Below are 15017 nucleotides of genomic sequence, written 5' to 3' on the forward strand. Positions count from 1 at the left end.
CTGCCTATAAACTTACATCATGAACAAGAAGAACAGCGCAGCCAGACCAAAGCGGTAGTATGCAAACCAGCTCAGCTTGAGCTTTTTGATTAGGTTGATAAATGTCACAACAGCGATGAGGCCAACTACGAACGATACGAGCAAACCGACTAGGAACAGACCATAGTCCTCCGGCACGAGCAGATCGCGGCTTTTGTACAGATCAACACCTGTTGCTCCGAACATCATCGGCACGGACAGGATAAACGTAAAATCTGCCGCGGCCTTTTGGCTTGTGCCCATGAAAATCCCGCCGGAAATCGTCGAGCCTGAACGGGAAAATCCCGACCAGAGCGCCAAGATTTGAAACATTCCGATGCCAAACGCTTGTTTATACGTAATGTCGTCCACCGTCTCGGCGGATGGAACACGGCGCTTCTGGTACTGCTCCGCGGCAATCATGAGGACACCGCCGGCAATGAGCGCCAGCAGAACGGTCGCTGTGCTGAACAAGTAGTCTTTGATGAAACCATGCAGCAGGACGCCCATGATCCCTGCCGGAATCATGCCGAGAATAACGTGCAGCGCATTCAGGCCGGAGCCTTTGGAAAAATCGAATTTGAGAAAGCCGATGAACCGTTTGAAATAGAGCACGAATACGGCAAGCACCGCTCCGAGCTGAACGACGACCTCAAAGGTTTTGGCGCGGTCGCCGGTAAAGTCCAGCAAGTCTGCAACGAGAATCATATGCCCGGTGGAAGACACCGGCAAAAACTCCGTTAATCCTTCTACAATGCCCAGTATGACGGCTTTGATATAATCCACTCGCTACACTCCCGTTCTCTCATATACTCTCTAATATCCTGCCTCAACCGACGCGAGCACGACATAAATCAGATCGTTACTATCGTCCTTGTCCGCCAAAATAATGCCGCTCGACGTAATCATTCCGCCCGGCATAATTTCAACCTCAACCTGGCCGTAAGGCAGCTCCGCCTTGACCGCTTCCACATCGACCTTGTCCGCGTCGCATGGCACGGCCAGCTTCACCCGCACCTTCATGTTGTCCAGGCTTCCGCCAGGAAGCACTGTGCGCAGCCCGGGCATGGAATTACGGTGAATGGCGTCCTGCACGGCCCGTACCGCTGCTTTTGTAATGTTTTGGCCATGCAGATCCGTACCCATGCCAAGCTCAATGAACATGACCTGTTTCATTGATGTCTCCTCCTCTCGGAATTGTTGTTCAACGAAAATTTCCAGCTGTTAGGGCAGATGATAGAGCTCTCGCCTACCTTTATTGTTGCTTTCTGATAATTTTAGTAAGCCTCAACTAGACCTTACCACGGCACATCGTCATCATCCGCAGCGCCGCTCGGAAGCGGACTCCCGTTCTCCAGTGCCGGGGAGCTCGACCCGTCGCCATGCCCGCCGGCATCCGGGCTCCCAAACACCTGCTCTGCAAATCCGGCTGCCGGAGGGGTTTCCCCGTCCGCCGTATTCTGGCCGATCACTTCCATTACCTGTGTCAGCTCAGGCGGATGAATGAGCTCCACGGGCGAAATGCCGCGCTCGAACTGAAAAAAGTCCCCTTCAATGACCGCAACGTATTTGCCGTTATGCCGCGCAAAATGCAGCGAGCTGCCAAAGTCGGACAACAGCCCTTTCACCTGAACTCCGCCAAGCTTGAAGCTAAGGCCAAGATCCTCCTTCTGCTCCACCAAAACAGCAGAGGCTGCAAATACCTGCTCCGGCGTCCAGCGCTCCAGCAGCTCTCTTTTTTCGGAGGCCGCCCAAATCTCTACCGCTTCCTCTTCTTCCTTACGCAGCGGACTTGTGTCGTCCTGCCACTTATCCGTCATGTGCTGCTGGACCATCTCCAGCACTTGCTCTCCCATTACCTCAGGAAGCGGGCGCTCATAACCGACAAATTTGAGAAAGTCCTCAAAATAGCGGGCATGCGAGGACTGATGAAGCTTGACCTCCCACGGCTCCAGCATGCCTTCCTCCGGCATATGCGGATATTGGATCGACTTGATGCTGCGGGCGCTGATCGCCATTTCCACGTTGGAAATCAGGCTTCGCTCGTCGGCGATACGGGCGATTTTGGACTCAAAATCGCATTTGAGCACAAACAGAAACGGCGTGTCGAACAGCTTGCTTAGCTTTGCCTGCACCGCAATGAGCGCACCGCCGCGCACCGCTGACGTATCCATATAGATCCGCACCAGCTCGTCGGCAATGCTGTGGAACCGTTCCGCCGTATCGGCGCTGCGCAGCCTTTGCAGCAGGTTATAATCCGGGTTGCTGTCCAGCTCGTAGCCGGGCTCCACGCGGAAACGCCCGATTTTGGTCGGCACCGACTCCGAGCTGGGATTGCGCTCCGCCTTGCGCTTGACGATCCGGGCAAACTCGCCGCTCAAAAACTCCTTCAGCGGGCTGTCCTCGTAATCCTCGCCGTCCATCGTCGCAAAGTGGCGGAACCTCTTGCCGGAATCCGTCCCCTCTCCGTCCGTCTGGATGACGAAGAAGCTTATGTATTGCACATCAAATTCCATTTTTGCGAGACAGCTCCTCCAACTCTATTCTACTGGCCTGCGAAATATCACCATCTAGAATATCACAATCGGCGCTTTCGCGACATGGCTTTCAATAGACGCGACCGATTGTAGCGCTGAACGAGAATGCAAGGAATGTTCGCAATAAGCGAATATATCAGGATTACTATCATTCCAAACGCGCTATTCCATAGAAAAAACAGCGGAATGGGAAGCAGCATCATCCAGTGCGCGAGCTCTCCTCGACGCGTCTCCGCCGTAAATCGACTTAAATATTCCGTATGACCGGATTGCAGGCTGCGCTTGGAAAATCCGCAGTTAATCCAGCTGCCGCCATCCGGCAGCTTGTCCTTCCAGCGACGAATGGCAAGCGACCGCTCATAGAGGCGTCCATCCGCTTCGAACTGCCGCAGACGGGTCAGCGGCCCGTCCCGCACCAAGCTGCGCAAAGGCAGCTTGAGCGCAATCACGACGGACAAGGCATGCAGCAGCAGCAGAACCGCCGCATTCAGTCCCATAACTGCGCCTGGAGCCAGCTCAAGCCACATCCAGATCCCTCCCTTTCCAGCTCACGCTGCGCCGGATATAAACACGGTAGAGAGAATAGGCAAACACGATAAAAAAATAGAGCAGATGCAGCGGGTACAGCAGCGCCGAAGCCCGGCCGAAGGAGCCTGCAAAACGCCAAGCCGCTCCTGCGGTTGCTGCGGCCAGCCCGTACAGCAGCACGGAAACAACCAGTCCCGATATGTCCGCTCCAGCACCGCCCGCCAACGCCGAAACCGCCTCCACGAGCTCTCCGGCCAAGCCGGACGCCGCTCCAACCAGCCCGCATACCCACAAAATCATGAGCAGCAGCGCAAGTCGAGGCGAGCCTCCTGCGCCTAAGGCAATGCTTTTGGCCCAGCCGGCTGTCATATCAGGCAAACCCCCGCTGTACATGCGGAATTTAAGCAGCCGCCCGCCTAAAAGAGCCATGCTCCTTACTCCGCTCTGCTCCATGCGGGCCGCCAAACGGTCGTGGTCCAGCACCTCGCCTTTCACGCTCGTATGCCCTCCGGCCGCTTCATAATCCGCTCGGGTACAGGCAAGACAAGGGCCGAATGCTCCTCCAGACCGGCCTAGCTTACCGGCACGCTGGACGCTCCTTCTAATAGACGTATGAACCGCTGCTTCTCCCTGCACCTGATCGTCTCTCAAAACACTGCCGCGTTTCCCGGAAAGAGCCGCCAGAAACCGGCCCGAGCCTGCTAACACGGCCACATTTAAAAAAGCCGATAGCCGCTCGGCAAAGCTGCCCGCTTCATGCCAGGGCTGAACCGTCACGCATGTGCCAGGGACACATGTTCGTCCGATAGCGGCGATGAATTGCGGCGCAGGTCTCGTATCCGCATCCAAAAAAAGCAGCCGGTTCCCGCGGGCCAGCTCTGCCCCGCGACTGCAAGCCCAATTTTTGCCCCGCCAGCCAAGCGGCAGCGGACCCGCCTCGATTACGGTCACGCCGGGCTGCGAAGCGGCAAAGCTGGCGGTTCCGTCCCGGGAGCCGTCGTCAACCACGATAATGTCCAGAGGAGCCTCACTCTGGCTAACAAGCATCGGCAGCAGTACGGCCAGATTGGCCTCCTCGTCCCGCGCCGGAATAATAACGCTCCACCGTGTCGTCGGCTCTGGAGCTTCCGTATTCATGTTCGCAGACGAGCTGCGATGATAGAAAGATTTGCTCTCCTTCAGCCATCCCTCCAGCTGCGACTCTTTCAGCCGTTTACGAGACAGCAATATGAAGCCGCAAACAAGCAAAACTAGCGTGACCGCTCCGTTCATTCGCAATCTCCTCCAAAAAATCCGACTCTTTCTCTTAAATTGAGGTATTCACTGAGGCATTCCCGCCCACAATGGGTAAAAGATGCAATCGGAAGCTGTTCCGATAGCGCAAGGGATACAGCTTAGTATAGACGGACCTTAACCCTTCAAGACGGAGGAGGAACATGTGATGGGTAAAAAGATTATTGTAGTAGGCGGAGGGCTGGCTGGATTGGCGGCCGCGATCCGGCTGCGGTCGGACGGGCATGAGGTGACCGTTCTCGAAAAAAACGAACGCGCCGGAGGCAAGCTGAACATTCGCTCCGGCCTTGGGTATCAGTTCGATACAGGACCGTCCATCTTGACGATGCCCTGGACGCTGGAAAAGCTATTTGAATCTGCCGGACGCAGCCTGCACGACTATGTGACGCTGCAGCGGGTCGAGCCGCAGTGGAGAGGCATTTACGAGGATGGGACCGTGCTGGATCTGACTGGCGATCTGCCGGTTATGCTGGAAGCAATCGATTCACTGTCGCCAGCCGACCGCGGCCGTTTTCTCGGGTATTTGGACTATTGCCGGAAGCAGTACGATCTGTGCATGAAAAGCTTTTACAGCCGCACGTTATCTGGCCTTCCCGATCTCCGCCAGGAGCATTCGCTGCGGGAGCTGCTGGCAATGGACCCGATGAAATCTGTGTCCCAGCTGGCTGAGCAGCATTTGCAGCATCCGCATCTGCGGCAAATTTTCCAGTTTTTCACGATGTATATCGGCTCCTCCCCGTATGCCGCTCCGGCTGTTCTTTCGCAGCTTGTTTATGTGCAAATGGGACTTGGCATCTACTTTGTGAAGGGCGGCATGTACGAGATTGCCCGCGCAGAGCTGCGCCTGCTGGAGGAGCTTGGCGTACCGGTCCGCACCGGAGCCGAAGTAACGGCTATTATGGAGACCGACGGACAGGCAAGCGGCGTCCGGCTTGCTAGCGGCGAAGAGCTGAATGCCGATATTGTCGTCTGCAACCTGGAGGCGATTCCGGCACATCGTTCGCTGCTCCGGGACGCTCCCGGCAGCCAGCGCCAGCTGGCGAAGCTCGCCAAGTACGAACCGGCCGTATCCGGCCATGTGCTGCTGCTCGGCGTGAACCGCAGCTACGACGCGTTCAAGCATCACAATTTCTTTTTCTCGCATGATCCGCAGCGGGAATTTCATGAGATGTTTGTTGACCGTATTCCGACTGACGACCCAACCGTATATGTCGGCATCTCCTCCAAAAGCGATCCTTCCCAGGCGCCGGAAGGCTGCGAGAACTGGTTTGTGCTGACCCATGTGCCGCCGCTTCAGCCCGGCGAAAGCTGGGAGGAGCATCGCAGCCGCTACCGCGAGCTCGTTCTGGACAAGCTGGAGCGGATGGGCGCAGACAATCTGCGGTCGCATATCGTGTATGAGAACCAGTTCATTCCCGATGATCTGCAATCGCTGTACGGAGCAAACGGCGGTTCCATTTACGGAGCGGTTACCGACCGCAAGCTGAACGGCGGATTCAAAATTCCGAGCCGCAGCCCGCTGCTGGAAGGGCTCTATTTTGTCGGGGGCTCCACTCATCCGGGAGCCGGCGTGCCAATGGTTACCCTTAGCGGCCAGCTAACGGCTGACTTAATTCAAGAGGATCTGTCGCAGTCCGAAGCGATGTAACCTCATCTTAAAAAGCCCGCTTTCGAGTCGCGAAAGCGGGCTTTTCTGCGGGGTAACGTTCTTTTTAGACGGGGGCAGCTGACTGAAAGGAAAACATGGCGGCTCAGAGCCATCTTCCTCTGCCCCTTCCCCCGCGCCGCTCCCAGCGATACTCTTCCTCCAGAAGCTTAAGCGACATGCGCGCAAAAATAAGAAACATGACCATGCCAACGGCATAAACGCCGAATGGGCCAAGGAAAAAGAGAAAATAAAAGACCAAAATAAGTCCGATACGGCCCATAAGCGGAAGCATCCTTTTTCAATTTCTCCGTTTCCAGTGAAAATTTCCAGAATTAGATATTCAATAGGCATATATTACCACAATCCCAAAGGAATAACTACCATAATTATCCTTATGAGTTTCCAGACTTCTTATGCGCAAAAAAAGAAGCCTGCCTCGCTTAAAGTAGCGAGGCAGACTTATCTTTTTACGGTATCGCAAACATTTAACGGCTTTAATTTTTAGCTAAATCAACGAAAATTAATAATCAAATCCCTTTTTCATCCTATAATTCCTTTACCAACCAATAACCCTTTATCCTTCCGGCAACTATAACTACGGCAATGGATCTTCCTTCAGTATTTTCGGCTGGCCGCCATTATCCTTCGCAGCTTCACGCTCCTGCTGCAGCGCCTGCTTCAGATCATCCTGGCTGCTGCGCTCCCAAAGCTTCACCCCTGTGCGGTAAGCGGCACGCGCATTGAGATGCCCTGCCACCGGCCCTGTCAAAAATACAAACACAATGCCGAGCAGCAGCTTCACGCTGACGACGCCTTCTACAAGCGAGAAATAGAGAAATGCTCCAGTCAAAATAAACAACACGCCTAGCGTAGCGCTTTTGGTCGCGGCATGGGAGCGTAAATAGACGTCGGGCAGACGAATCAGCCCATAGGCGCTGAACAGGCTGAGCAAAGCTCCCAGCAGCACAAGCACGGCAGCCAGAAGCCCAAACGAACTATTCATCCTCCATCACCATCCCCCGCTCGATGTAACGCGCCAAGGCCACCGTTCCGATAAAGCTCACAATCCCGATAACCAATATGATGTCAAAATAAACCGTTGTATGCAGCAGCATGCCGAGCACCGCAATCATCGACAGCAGCAAAATGCCGATCGTATCCAGCGCGGCGATCCGATCCGATGCGGAAGGCCCTTTTAGCAGCCGGTACATGCAGCCGGTTATGGATAGCGCAAGCAGCACAAGCGACAATTGCAGCAGTGCAGCAACCATCAGCGCGTCACCTCCATAATCGCCTTTTCAAACGAATTGCGGATCTGATGCTTGAGCTGCTCGGCGTCTCCGATATCCATTGCATGAATATAAAGCGTCCGGTTATCATCAGAAACGTCCAGCGTCAGCGTTCCCGGCGTGAGACAAATCAGGCAGGCTAGCAGCGTCATCTCGCCGTTTGTTTTCAGCTCGGTTTGCAGCGCCACTATGCCCGGACGGATCGTCAGCCGCGGCTTCATAATCTGATAGATGACAGTGAAGCTGGACAGAAACAGCTCGCGCAGGAAAATCCATAATAAATGAAGCACGGCAACAACCTTGCGCAAATAAAACTCTCGCTTCAGGAACCGGTTGAGCAGTCCGATGAACACCATGCCCAGCATAAAACCGGCGATAAACCGGGTAAAGCCCATATCGTCATAGAGAAACATCCACAGAAACGCAATGAGCAGATTAATGAGAAATTGAGCGGCCATGCGCATCTACTCCTTCAGTACAGCATCAATATAAACGGTCGGATCAAGCAGCGTGAGCACAGCGGCGGATGACGCTTGCGCCAGCCATTCCGAGCCGACGCCGAGCAGTACAACAAGGAAGCAGAGCACTCCGGCGGTAATCCCGGCCCAGCGCGAAGATCCGGGGCTGCTTGACTCATTAAGAGAGCAGGCTGTCGGGCGTTCAGAGGCCGTGCCCCAAAACACCTTCATAAACAGCCGGACCAGCGTATAAAGCACAATGAGACTGGAAGCTAACGCTACAGCGGTCAGCACGTAAGCTCCGCTCTGCAGCCCGCCCTGGACCAGCAGCAGCTTGCCGGCAAAGCCGCTGAGCGGCGGAATTCCGGCGGCTGACAGCGCCGCAATCAGAAACATCCACGCTAACCCCGGACGGCTTGCATACAGCCCTCCCATCCTGTCCAGCCGCTGCGTTCCAGCCTCCCGGATCATCAAGCCGCCCAGCAGAAACAGCAGCGCTTTAGCCGCCATATCCTGCACCATATAAAAGACAAGCCCCTGCAGCGACGCCTCATTGGCGACAGCCAGCCCAAAAGCGGCAAAGCCGACGCTAATGACGATATTGAAATTAAGAATTCGCATCACGTCTTTGCTGCTCAGCGCGCCTGCCGCACCGAGCAGCATCGTCGCCCCGGCCATCCAGCCGATCCAGCTATGCGTTAGCTCAGGGTCACCTGGGAACAACAGCGTAAACGTGCGAATTAAGGCGTATAACCCTACCTTGGTCAGCAGCGCGGCGAACAGCGCCGTTACGGCCGGCGGCGGCGCTGCGTAGCTGCCCGGCAGCCAAAAAAACAGGAAAAGCCCGGCTTTTAGCGAGAATACGATCAAGAACAGCATGGCTATGACCGACAAGATGCCGTCCTGCCCCGCCGCCGCAATCCGTTCCGACAGATGGGCCATGTTGAGCGTGCCTGTAACGCCGTACAAATAAGCGACGGCAGCGACAAACAGCGTGGACGACATGATGTTGATCAGCATATATCCAAGCCCTGCCCGCAGCTGCTCCCTCGTTCCGCCAAGCAGAAGCAGCGAGTACGAGGAGATAAGCATCACTTCAAAACAGACAAACAGATTGAACAAATCTCCCGTCAGAAATGAGCCGTTGACTCCGGCCATCAGAAATTGAAAAAACGGATAAAAGTAAAATGTTTCTCTTTCCGCGCCAACCGAGCCGAAGGAATATAACAGACAGAACCCCGCAACGATTGTGGACGCTGTAACGAGCAGCGCAGCGATAAAGTCCGCTGTAAACATAATTCCATACGGAGCCTTCCAGCCGCCCATAGCCAGCGTTTGCACGCCGCCGGTTCCGGTCTGCCAAAGCAGCACGGCGCAGGCGGCTGCCGATGAGCTTTGCCCGATTACGCTCACCATGCGCTGAAGCTTGATGCTGGACCTGAAAAAAAGCAGCAGCACAGCGGTGCAAAGCGGTATCAGCAGCGGCAGCACAACGATGTTATTCATCCGCTTCACCTCTTAGCTGCTCGGTATCGTCTGTGCCGAGCTTTTTGTAGGTTTTGTAAGCCAGCACCAAATACAGCGAGGTGACGCCAAAGCTGATGACAATCGAGGTGAGGATAAGCGCCTGCGGCAGCGGGTCAACATAGCTCTCCGCCTGTCCGCCAAGCAGCGGCGGCGCTCCGGCTTTTAGCCCCGACATCGTCAGCAGCAGCAAATGCACGCTATGGGTGAGCAGAGACAAGCCGAGAATGACGCGCAGCAGGCTTCGCGCAAGAATCATATAAACGCCGACGGCAAACAAAGTGCCGACAGCAAGTGCGAGCAGCAGCTCCATTACTTGTCCCTCCCAATCGCCAAAATAATCGTCATCGCCATGCCGACAACAGTGAAATAAACGCCGAGATCAAACAGCACGGCGGTCGCCAGCTCGTTTTTGCCGAAAAACGGCAGCGTGGCGTATCCGAACGTATGCGTCAGAAACGGAACGCCAAACGGAAACGAGCCGATGCCTGTTAACAGCGCAATTGCGATGCCGCAGGCCGTGACGATGCGGAAATTGACCGGCAGCGCCGCACGGACGGTTTTGACGCCAAAGGCGATACTGAGCAGAACGAGCGCCGATGCCGTCATTAGCGCGCCGATAAAGCCGCCACCCGGCTCATGATGACCTGCAAACAACAGATACAGCGAGAAGGTCAGGATGAGAAACAGAATAACCTTGGATAAGGTTTGCAAAATGACGTCATTGCTGCGGGCATCCTTATACATCAGCCGAAATTCATGCTCGCGCTTCCCGCTCCCTTCGGCGGCGGCCTCATGCGGCCATTTCAGCCGAATTAAACCGTAAATTGCATAGGAAGCGATGCCAAGCACGACGATTTCCAGCATCGTATCGAAGCCGCGGAAGTCGACGAGAATGACGTTGACGACATTTTTCCCGCCCGCCAGCTCGTAGCTGTTTTTCAAATAATACTCGGCGATAGACGGGAAGGAGCGCCCGCTGAAGGCTCCGAGGGCCAGCACGGTGACAACGATGCCTGAAGCGGCCGCGATGATGCCGTTGATGACCTTCGTTTTTACGGCAGTCCGCTCTTTTTTGAGCGCAGGCAGATGGTAGAAACAGAGCAGGAACAGAGCTACCGACACCGTCTCCACAATCATCTGGGTCAGGGCAAGATCCGGCGCGCGGAACAGGACAAAAAACAGCACAACCAGGTAGCCCACCGTTCCTGTCAGCAAAATGGCCATCATTCGAGATTGGGCAAAAGGCACAGCCAGCGCTGAAGCAATCAACGCTCCTACAGCGATTCCCTCATAAATGGTTACAGGCGCCATGCCGTGCAGGCTGATGCGAAAACCTCCTGACAGCCAAACGGCTGCGGACAAGGCAACAATGAAAAATAGCACCACATATCCGGCGTAATGCCGCATAGAACCGGTCAGATACAGGGAGGTCAGTTTGCCGGAAGCACGGTCCAAACCCTTCAAGCCTCCGCTGTACAACCCATTCCAGCTGAAAGGCGTACGGGCGGCCCGATGAAGCAGCGGCAGCTTAGGAGCTGCAAGGAACAGCAGCGCTCCTGCCGCAAATACGCCAAACGTCATGAGCAGCTCAGGCGTCCAGCCATGCCATAACGATACCTTCGCGTACGATTCCGGCGCCCCCGGATAAACCGCTGCCAGCGCTGGCTGCAGCACGCCGGACGTAATCAGTCCTGGCATGACGCCGAGCAGGAGCGCCGCTCCGGCCAACAGCAATGGCGGCAGCAGCAGGCCGGGTGAAGCTTCATGAGGCTGCTTCTCCCGCTCCGTGCTTCCGGAGCCTCCGAATGTGCGCCAGACGAACACCGCGCTGTACAGGAACGTAAACGCGCTCGCCGTCCAGGCAACTATCGGAATGAGCACAGCCGCCGCGCTCCAGCCGCCGCTGCGGATCGCAGCAAGCGCTGAGCCGAAAAACAGCTCCTTGCTTATAAATCCGCCAAACGGCGGTACACCGGCCATCGACAGAGACGCCGCAAGCGATACGGCGAAAGTAACCGGCATGAGCCGCATAAGCCCGCCTAGATGGCGGATATCGCGTGTGCCTGTTTCATGATCGACAATCCCCGCCGCCATGAACAGCGCTCCTTTAAATGCCGCGTGATTGGCCAGATGCAAGAGCGCTGCCGCAGCGGCCGCTGAGCCGTACGCCGCAAGCTTCGCCTCCGCCCCGGGGGGATAAGCTGAAGCAAGGCCAAGCAAGGTCAGCACAAGGCCAAGCTGGCTGATCGTGGAATAGGCGAGCAGCGACTTAAGATCGGTCTGTTTGACTGCGCGAAAAGAGCCGTACAGCAGCGTTGCGAGACCGGAGACGGTCAACAGCACAAACCATACCGCTTCCCCTGCAAAAACAGGCAGCAATCTGGCGGCCAAATACAGTCCGGCTTTGACCATCGTTGCGGAATGCAGATACGCGCTGACCGGCGTTGGCGCCTCCATCGCGTCCGGCAGCCAGATATGAAACGGAAACTGCGCCGACTTGGTAAAAACGCCAAGCGCGATAAGCAGCATCGCCGGAACGAGCAGCGGGCTTGATTTCAGCGCATCCAGCGATCCGGCAAGCTCCGATATGCGCCAGCTCCCGCCGGCAAGGCCGAGCAGCAGAAAACCCGCCAGCATGGACAATCCGCCAAAGGCGGTAATGAGCAGCGATTTCATCGCTCCCGCCAGCGAGGCCTCCCGCTGATGCCAGAAGGCGATGAGCAGGAACGAGGTTATACTCGTCAGCTCCCAGAAGCCGTACAGCACGATCAGATGGTCGGACAGCACGACGCCGAGCATCGCTCCCATAAACAGCAGCAGGCAAACGTAAAATCTCGCCGCCGCTTCCTTGCGATGGTCGAGATAAAAGATTGAATACAGCACAACCAGCACGCCGATGCCGGCGATGAGCAGTGCAAACAGCATGCCGAGGCCGTCCAGCTTCAGCTCCAGGTTGATTCCAAGACTCGGAATCCAGCGTGCCGCAGCGGTAATTGCCCCTCCGTCCGAAATTTCGGCCAGCCTGGTAAGAAAAAAGAGAAGCATAAGTGCAGGCGCTGCCAGCGCAATCCAGCCGGGATGAACCCCGCGCAAGAGCTTGCCCAGCAGCGGCAGCGCAGCCGCCAGTAAAAAGGGCAGCAATACAATGGCGTGAAGCAAAGGTTGGCCTCCTTTTTTATGTACATGATCTGCTTCCAGTATTTCCTAACCAGGCGTTAAAAACCGTGTCATCTCTTCTATACCCGTGAAAGAGTCGGGTAAAAAAGACAAAAAGAGCCCGCTTTTGGCAGGCTCCTCCGGGTAAATCCGTATTAAATTAGTTTAATTTTAGCCCGGACGTAATTGGGCTGTCAAGCTTTTGGGCCCTAATGGAACGGACATGAAGGCGAAGACGGCGCGTTATGAGCGACGGGACAGCCTTGAGCATTGCTTTCAGTTGATAGAACAGAATTCGTTCCGAGCCCGCGCAACCGCTTCGGCTTGTCCTGCTGCAGCAGCCTCGGACGAAGGTTGAGCTCGCGCATCGCGCTGTCATGCCACACTGGCGTCAGCGAAGGCGACATCGGGGGGATGATCCAGGACCAGCGGGCGCTCACCTCGCGTCCGCGATCCGCTTCCTGCCGCTGAAAACGGGTGAACTGATCCGCCGCCGTATGATGGTCGACTATGCTCACTCCGGCCTTGCGGAACGAATGCAGCACCGCCACGTTCAGTTCGAGCAGCGCGCGATCCTTCCACAGCGTCATATTGCTGCTTCGGTCGAGACCGAGCGCATCCGCAACGTCGCCAATTCTGTTGTAGCGCTCCGCATCGCCAAAGTTGCGGGTGCCAATCTCCGTTTCCATGTACCAGCCGTTAAACGGAGCTGCAGGATATACAATGCCGCCGATTTCCAATGCCATATCCGATATGACCGGAATGCCGTACCAGCGCAGCCCTAGCTTGCCTATTGATGGATGCTCCGGATGCTCGATCCGTACTTCGGGAGCGAGCCGCTCCGGGATCGGAAACCACCGGGGATCTCCGTCACCGATACTAACAACGAGCGGCAGCAAATCGAAATCTCCGCCGCTTCCTCGCCAGCCAAGCTCGATGCACAGGGCAGTAAATTCATCCGAGGCCGGATCGCCGCGCCTGGGCGTTGTTCCGTCAGTAGAAGGGTAACCGGCATAACGCAGCAGCTGGTGATTCCAGACACGAACGGTGGACGGCGAACCATGACTGGCAAAAACGGTCATCATGGAGCGAATGCGTCCCCCGTTCCAAGCGGTTTCCAAATGCCGGAGCAGCGCATCCGCCGCCTCGGCCTCAGTCGAGACGCCGCGCGCGTCGATGACATCCAGCGATGACCAAAACAGCCTGCCGATGCAGCGGCTGTTGTTCCGCCAGGCGGCGCGCGCCCCCCAAGCCAGCTCCTCTGCGGAGTGGGTGTAGGTTCCTCCCGCTTTGATCTGCTCCTTTACGGCGCGGATTCGTTGCTCCGTCCATTCTGCGGATTTGCCGTTTTCTCCGCCGAACTGGTGCAGAAACGCCTCCGCTTCCGCCGCCAAGTCCCCGCCAATGCTGCTGCTCATGCTGTTACTCCCCGCTTTCTGCTAACCTCTCCATAATTCTTCTTTTGCGATAGAGCATGATCGACGCTTCCGTCACGTTTTTCAGCATGCCGCGATTCACAAAAGCTCCGAATACTAAACCTGCGATCGGAACAGCCTGCAAAAGCTTTTTCCAGCCCCAATTGTCCCGGTAAACCGTTATAACCTCGCGCCAGCCTTGAATGCGGGATACGGCGGCATTTGACGCCTCGTCGCCGCTCATTCGGGCCGAACGATTCAGTTCTTCCAGAATAGCACGTTTTCCGACGATATCCGAGGACGCGAACTGCATAACTTTTACCGTGAAAATCCGCTCTTCCTTCAGCGTCGGATCGTAGCCGTAACAAAGGCCGATTTCCTGAATGGCCTTTAACGACAATCCAAGCACGGCGGGCACGTCGATGGCAAGCGTGAACACGCCGCCAAAACCGGTTGTGGCCCCTTGAGCCGTCGCAAACATCGTCCGTTCTCCGGCGATTTTGGCAGAAGCCGCATCCATGACCGAAAGAGGATACGGTCCTCCGCCTGTGCCTTTAGCAGCCTGGTCGGCATTTTCAAGCAAGGAGCCGACCTTGCGTCCGGCAACAAGATACTTGCCGCCGTTTTGAATATAGCTGCCTAGCTCATCCAGGGCGAGACCGAGCTTTTCATGAATGATTTTTGGCGTAATCTTGTCCAGCATCTTAAACGGCAGGCGCGACAGCCTGTCCCAAATCATGAGATTTTTCTGGTCCTTTTCCCATGTCTCTACCTCGGCCAATGCGAGCCGAAGCTGCTCCGGCGTTTCCAGACGGGCGTCAGCAGCCGGCTTATTGGCGGAATCCTCCGCTACAGCTTGCGGCTCCAGATCTTGGTGAGGCTGCGGTTCAAGTGCGGGTTGTTCCAGTTTACCAAACGCCTCGTTTTTCTCCGGCTGAGTTCCTTCCACTTGCTCTATTTGCTCCGGGTTCCGGTTCATCGTATTCCTCCTCGACTGTAACACCTGGCATCCCCATGCGGACGGTAATTCGTATATACGGCTGCCCCCCGCTGCGGTTGCGATTATAAAGGATAGCGGTTAAAGACTCATTACCCCGTATTCCCTGAATTCATGCTCTCATGCAGGTGCTGAGATAAAAAGGATAAAA

At 56.0% G+C, this 15017-nt stretch carries 15 protein-coding genes; 1 reads left to right on the forward strand and 14 read right to left on the reverse strand.

The genetic code is table 11. The features are described 5' to 3' along the window. Positions 1-12: 12 nt before the first annotated feature. From M3223_RS00795 to M3223_RS00815, 5 genes are all read right to left on the reverse strand, one after another. The gene (locus M3223_RS00795; RefSeq protein WP_251557996.1) at positions 13-804 is read right to left on the reverse strand and encodes an undecaprenyl-diphosphate phosphatase; all 792 of its coding nucleotides are present in this window, start codon (positions 802-804) and stop codon (positions 13-15) included. A 30-nt stretch (positions 805-834) separates the two neighbouring features. Further along, positions 835-1194, reverse strand: a complete 360-nt coding sequence (locus tag M3223_RS00800; protein WP_251557998.1) for a Lin0512 family protein — start codon at positions 1192-1194, stop codon at positions 835-837. A 122-nt stretch (positions 1195-1316) separates the two neighbouring features. Then, positions 1317-2534: a DUF3900 domain-containing protein gene (locus M3223_RS00805; protein ID WP_251558000.1), complete on the reverse strand. Its 1218-nt coding sequence runs from the start codon at positions 2532-2534 to the stop codon at positions 1317-1319. Positions 2535-2596: 62 nt separating this feature from the next. After that, entirely contained in the window at positions 2597-3082 is a 486-nt protein-coding gene (locus tag M3223_RS00810; RefSeq protein ID WP_251558002.1) for a glycosyl-4,4'-diaponeurosporenoate acyltransferase, read from the reverse strand. Beyond that, positions 3072-4355: a glycosyltransferase family 2 protein gene (locus M3223_RS00815; protein WP_251558004.1), complete on the reverse strand. Its 1284-nt coding sequence runs from the start codon at positions 4353-4355 to the stop codon at positions 3072-3074. The genes M3223_RS00810 and M3223_RS00815 overlap by 11 nt, the downstream gene beginning before the upstream one ends. Before the next feature lie 169 nt (positions 4356-4524). On the opposite strand from M3223_RS00815, the gene M3223_RS00820 reads away from it, so the two are divergent. Next, positions 4525-6024, forward strand: coding sequence for a phytoene desaturase family protein (locus tag M3223_RS00820; RefSeq protein WP_251558007.1), 1500 nt, complete (start codon positions 4525-4527; stop codon positions 6022-6024). 103 nt (positions 6025-6127) lie between these two features. On the opposite strand, the gene M3223_RS00825 is transcribed toward M3223_RS00820, so the two are convergent. The 9 genes from M3223_RS00825 to M3223_RS00865 form a co-directional block, all read right to left on the reverse strand. Further along, positions 6128-6304, reverse strand: coding sequence for a hypothetical protein (locus M3223_RS00825; protein WP_251558009.1), 177 nt, complete (start codon positions 6302-6304; stop codon positions 6128-6130). Positions 6305-6619: 315 nt separating this feature from the next. Beyond that, positions 6620-7027: a monovalent cation/H(+) antiporter subunit G gene (gene mnhG / locus M3223_RS00830; protein ID WP_251558011.1), complete on the reverse strand. Its 408-nt coding sequence runs from the start codon at positions 7025-7027 to the stop codon at positions 6620-6622. Beyond that, positions 7020-7295, reverse strand: coding sequence for a Na(+)/H(+) antiporter subunit F1 (locus M3223_RS00835; protein ID WP_251558013.1), 276 nt, complete (start codon positions 7293-7295; stop codon positions 7020-7022). The genes mnhG and M3223_RS00835 overlap by 8 nt, the downstream gene beginning before the upstream one ends. Continuing rightward, positions 7295-7771 (reverse strand): Na+/H+ antiporter subunit E, encoded by a 477-nt coding sequence (locus M3223_RS00840; RefSeq protein WP_251558015.1) that lies wholly within the window; start codon positions 7769-7771, stop codon positions 7295-7297. The genes M3223_RS00835 and M3223_RS00840 overlap by 1 nt, the downstream gene beginning before the upstream one ends. A 6-nt stretch (positions 7772-7777) precedes the next feature. After that, the gene (locus M3223_RS00845) at positions 7778-9277 is read right to left on the reverse strand and encodes a Na+/H+ antiporter subunit D (protein ID WP_251558017.1); all 1500 of its coding nucleotides are present in this window, start codon (positions 9275-9277) and stop codon (positions 7778-7780) included. Next, a complete protein-coding gene (locus M3223_RS00850; RefSeq protein WP_251558019.1) occupies positions 9270-9608 on the reverse strand; it encodes a Na(+)/H(+) antiporter subunit C in 339 nt (112 codons plus the stop codon). The genes M3223_RS00845 and M3223_RS00850 overlap by 8 nt, the downstream gene beginning before the upstream one ends. Continuing rightward, positions 9608-12457 (reverse strand): hydrogen gas-evolving membrane-bound hydrogenase subunit E, encoded by a 2850-nt coding sequence (mbhE, locus tag M3223_RS00855; protein WP_251558021.1) that lies wholly within the window; start codon positions 12455-12457, stop codon positions 9608-9610. The genes M3223_RS00850 and mbhE overlap by 1 nt, the downstream gene beginning before the upstream one ends. A 206-nt stretch (positions 12458-12663) precedes the next feature. Further along, entirely contained in the window at positions 12664-13872 is a 1209-nt protein-coding gene (locus M3223_RS00860) for a nitric oxide synthase oxygenase (RefSeq protein ID WP_251558023.1), read from the reverse strand. 4 nt (positions 13873-13876) lie between these two features. Next, the gene (locus tag M3223_RS00865; RefSeq protein WP_251558025.1) at positions 13877-14848 is read right to left on the reverse strand and encodes an EcsC family protein; all 972 of its coding nucleotides are present in this window, start codon (positions 14846-14848) and stop codon (positions 13877-13879) included. Positions 14849-15017 lie beyond the last annotated feature (169 nt).

The organism is Paenibacillus pasadenensis, from assembly GCF_023715725.1.
In the GTDB taxonomy this organism is placed as follows: Bacteria; Bacillota; Bacilli; order Paenibacillales; family Paenibacillaceae; genus Paenibacillus_O; species Paenibacillus_O pasadenensis_A.

Excerpts from the sequence above, each read along its gene's own strand:
- M3223_RS00825 (WP_251558009.1), bottom strand. The coding sequence starts at position 6,304 with ATGGGCCGTATCGGACTTATTTTGGTCTTTTATTTTCTCTTTTTCCTT.
- M3223_RS00865 (WP_251558025.1), bottom strand. The coding sequence starts at position 14,848 with ATGAACCGGAACCCGGAGCAAATAGAGCAAGTGGAAGGAACTCAGCCG.
- M3223_RS00805 (WP_251558000.1), bottom strand. The coding sequence starts at position 2,534 with ATGGAATTTGATGTGCAATACATAAGCTTCTTCGTCATCCAGACGGAC.
- M3223_RS00810 (WP_251558002.1), bottom strand. The coding sequence starts at position 3,082 with ATGTGGCTTGAGCTGGCTCCAGGCGCAGTTATGGGACTGAATGCGGCG.
- M3223_RS00860 (WP_251558023.1), bottom strand. The coding sequence starts at position 13,872 with ATGAGCAGCAGCATTGGCGGGGACTTGGCGGCGGAAGCGGAGGCGTTT.
- M3223_RS00845 (WP_251558017.1), bottom strand. The coding sequence starts at position 9,277 with ATGAATAACATCGTTGTGCTGCCGCTGCTGATACCGCTTTGCACCGCT.
- M3223_RS00800 (WP_251557998.1), bottom strand. The coding sequence starts at position 1,194 with ATGAAACAGGTCATGTTCATTGAGCTTGGCATGGGTACGGATCTGCAT.
- M3223_RS00850 (WP_251558019.1), bottom strand. The coding sequence starts at position 9,608 with ATGGAGCTGCTGCTCGCACTTGCTGTCGGCACTTTGTTTGCCGTCGGC.
- M3223_RS00815 (WP_251558004.1), bottom strand. The coding sequence starts at position 4,355 with ATGAACGGAGCGGTCACGCTAGTTTTGCTTGTTTGCGGCTTCATATTG.
- M3223_RS00835 (WP_251558013.1), bottom strand. The coding sequence starts at position 7,295 with ATGGTTGCTGCACTGCTGCAATTGTCGCTTGTGCTGCTTGCGCTATCC.
- M3223_RS00840 (WP_251558015.1), bottom strand. The coding sequence starts at position 7,771 with ATGGCCGCTCAATTTCTCATTAATCTGCTCATTGCGTTTCTGTGGATG.
- M3223_RS00820 (WP_251558007.1), top strand. The coding sequence starts at position 4,525 with ATGGGTAAAAAGATTATTGTAGTAGGCGGAGGGCTGGCTGGATTGGCG.
- mnhG (WP_251558011.1), bottom strand. The coding sequence starts at position 7,027 with ATGAATAGTTCGTTTGGGCTTCTGGCTGCCGTGCTTGTGCTGCTGGGA.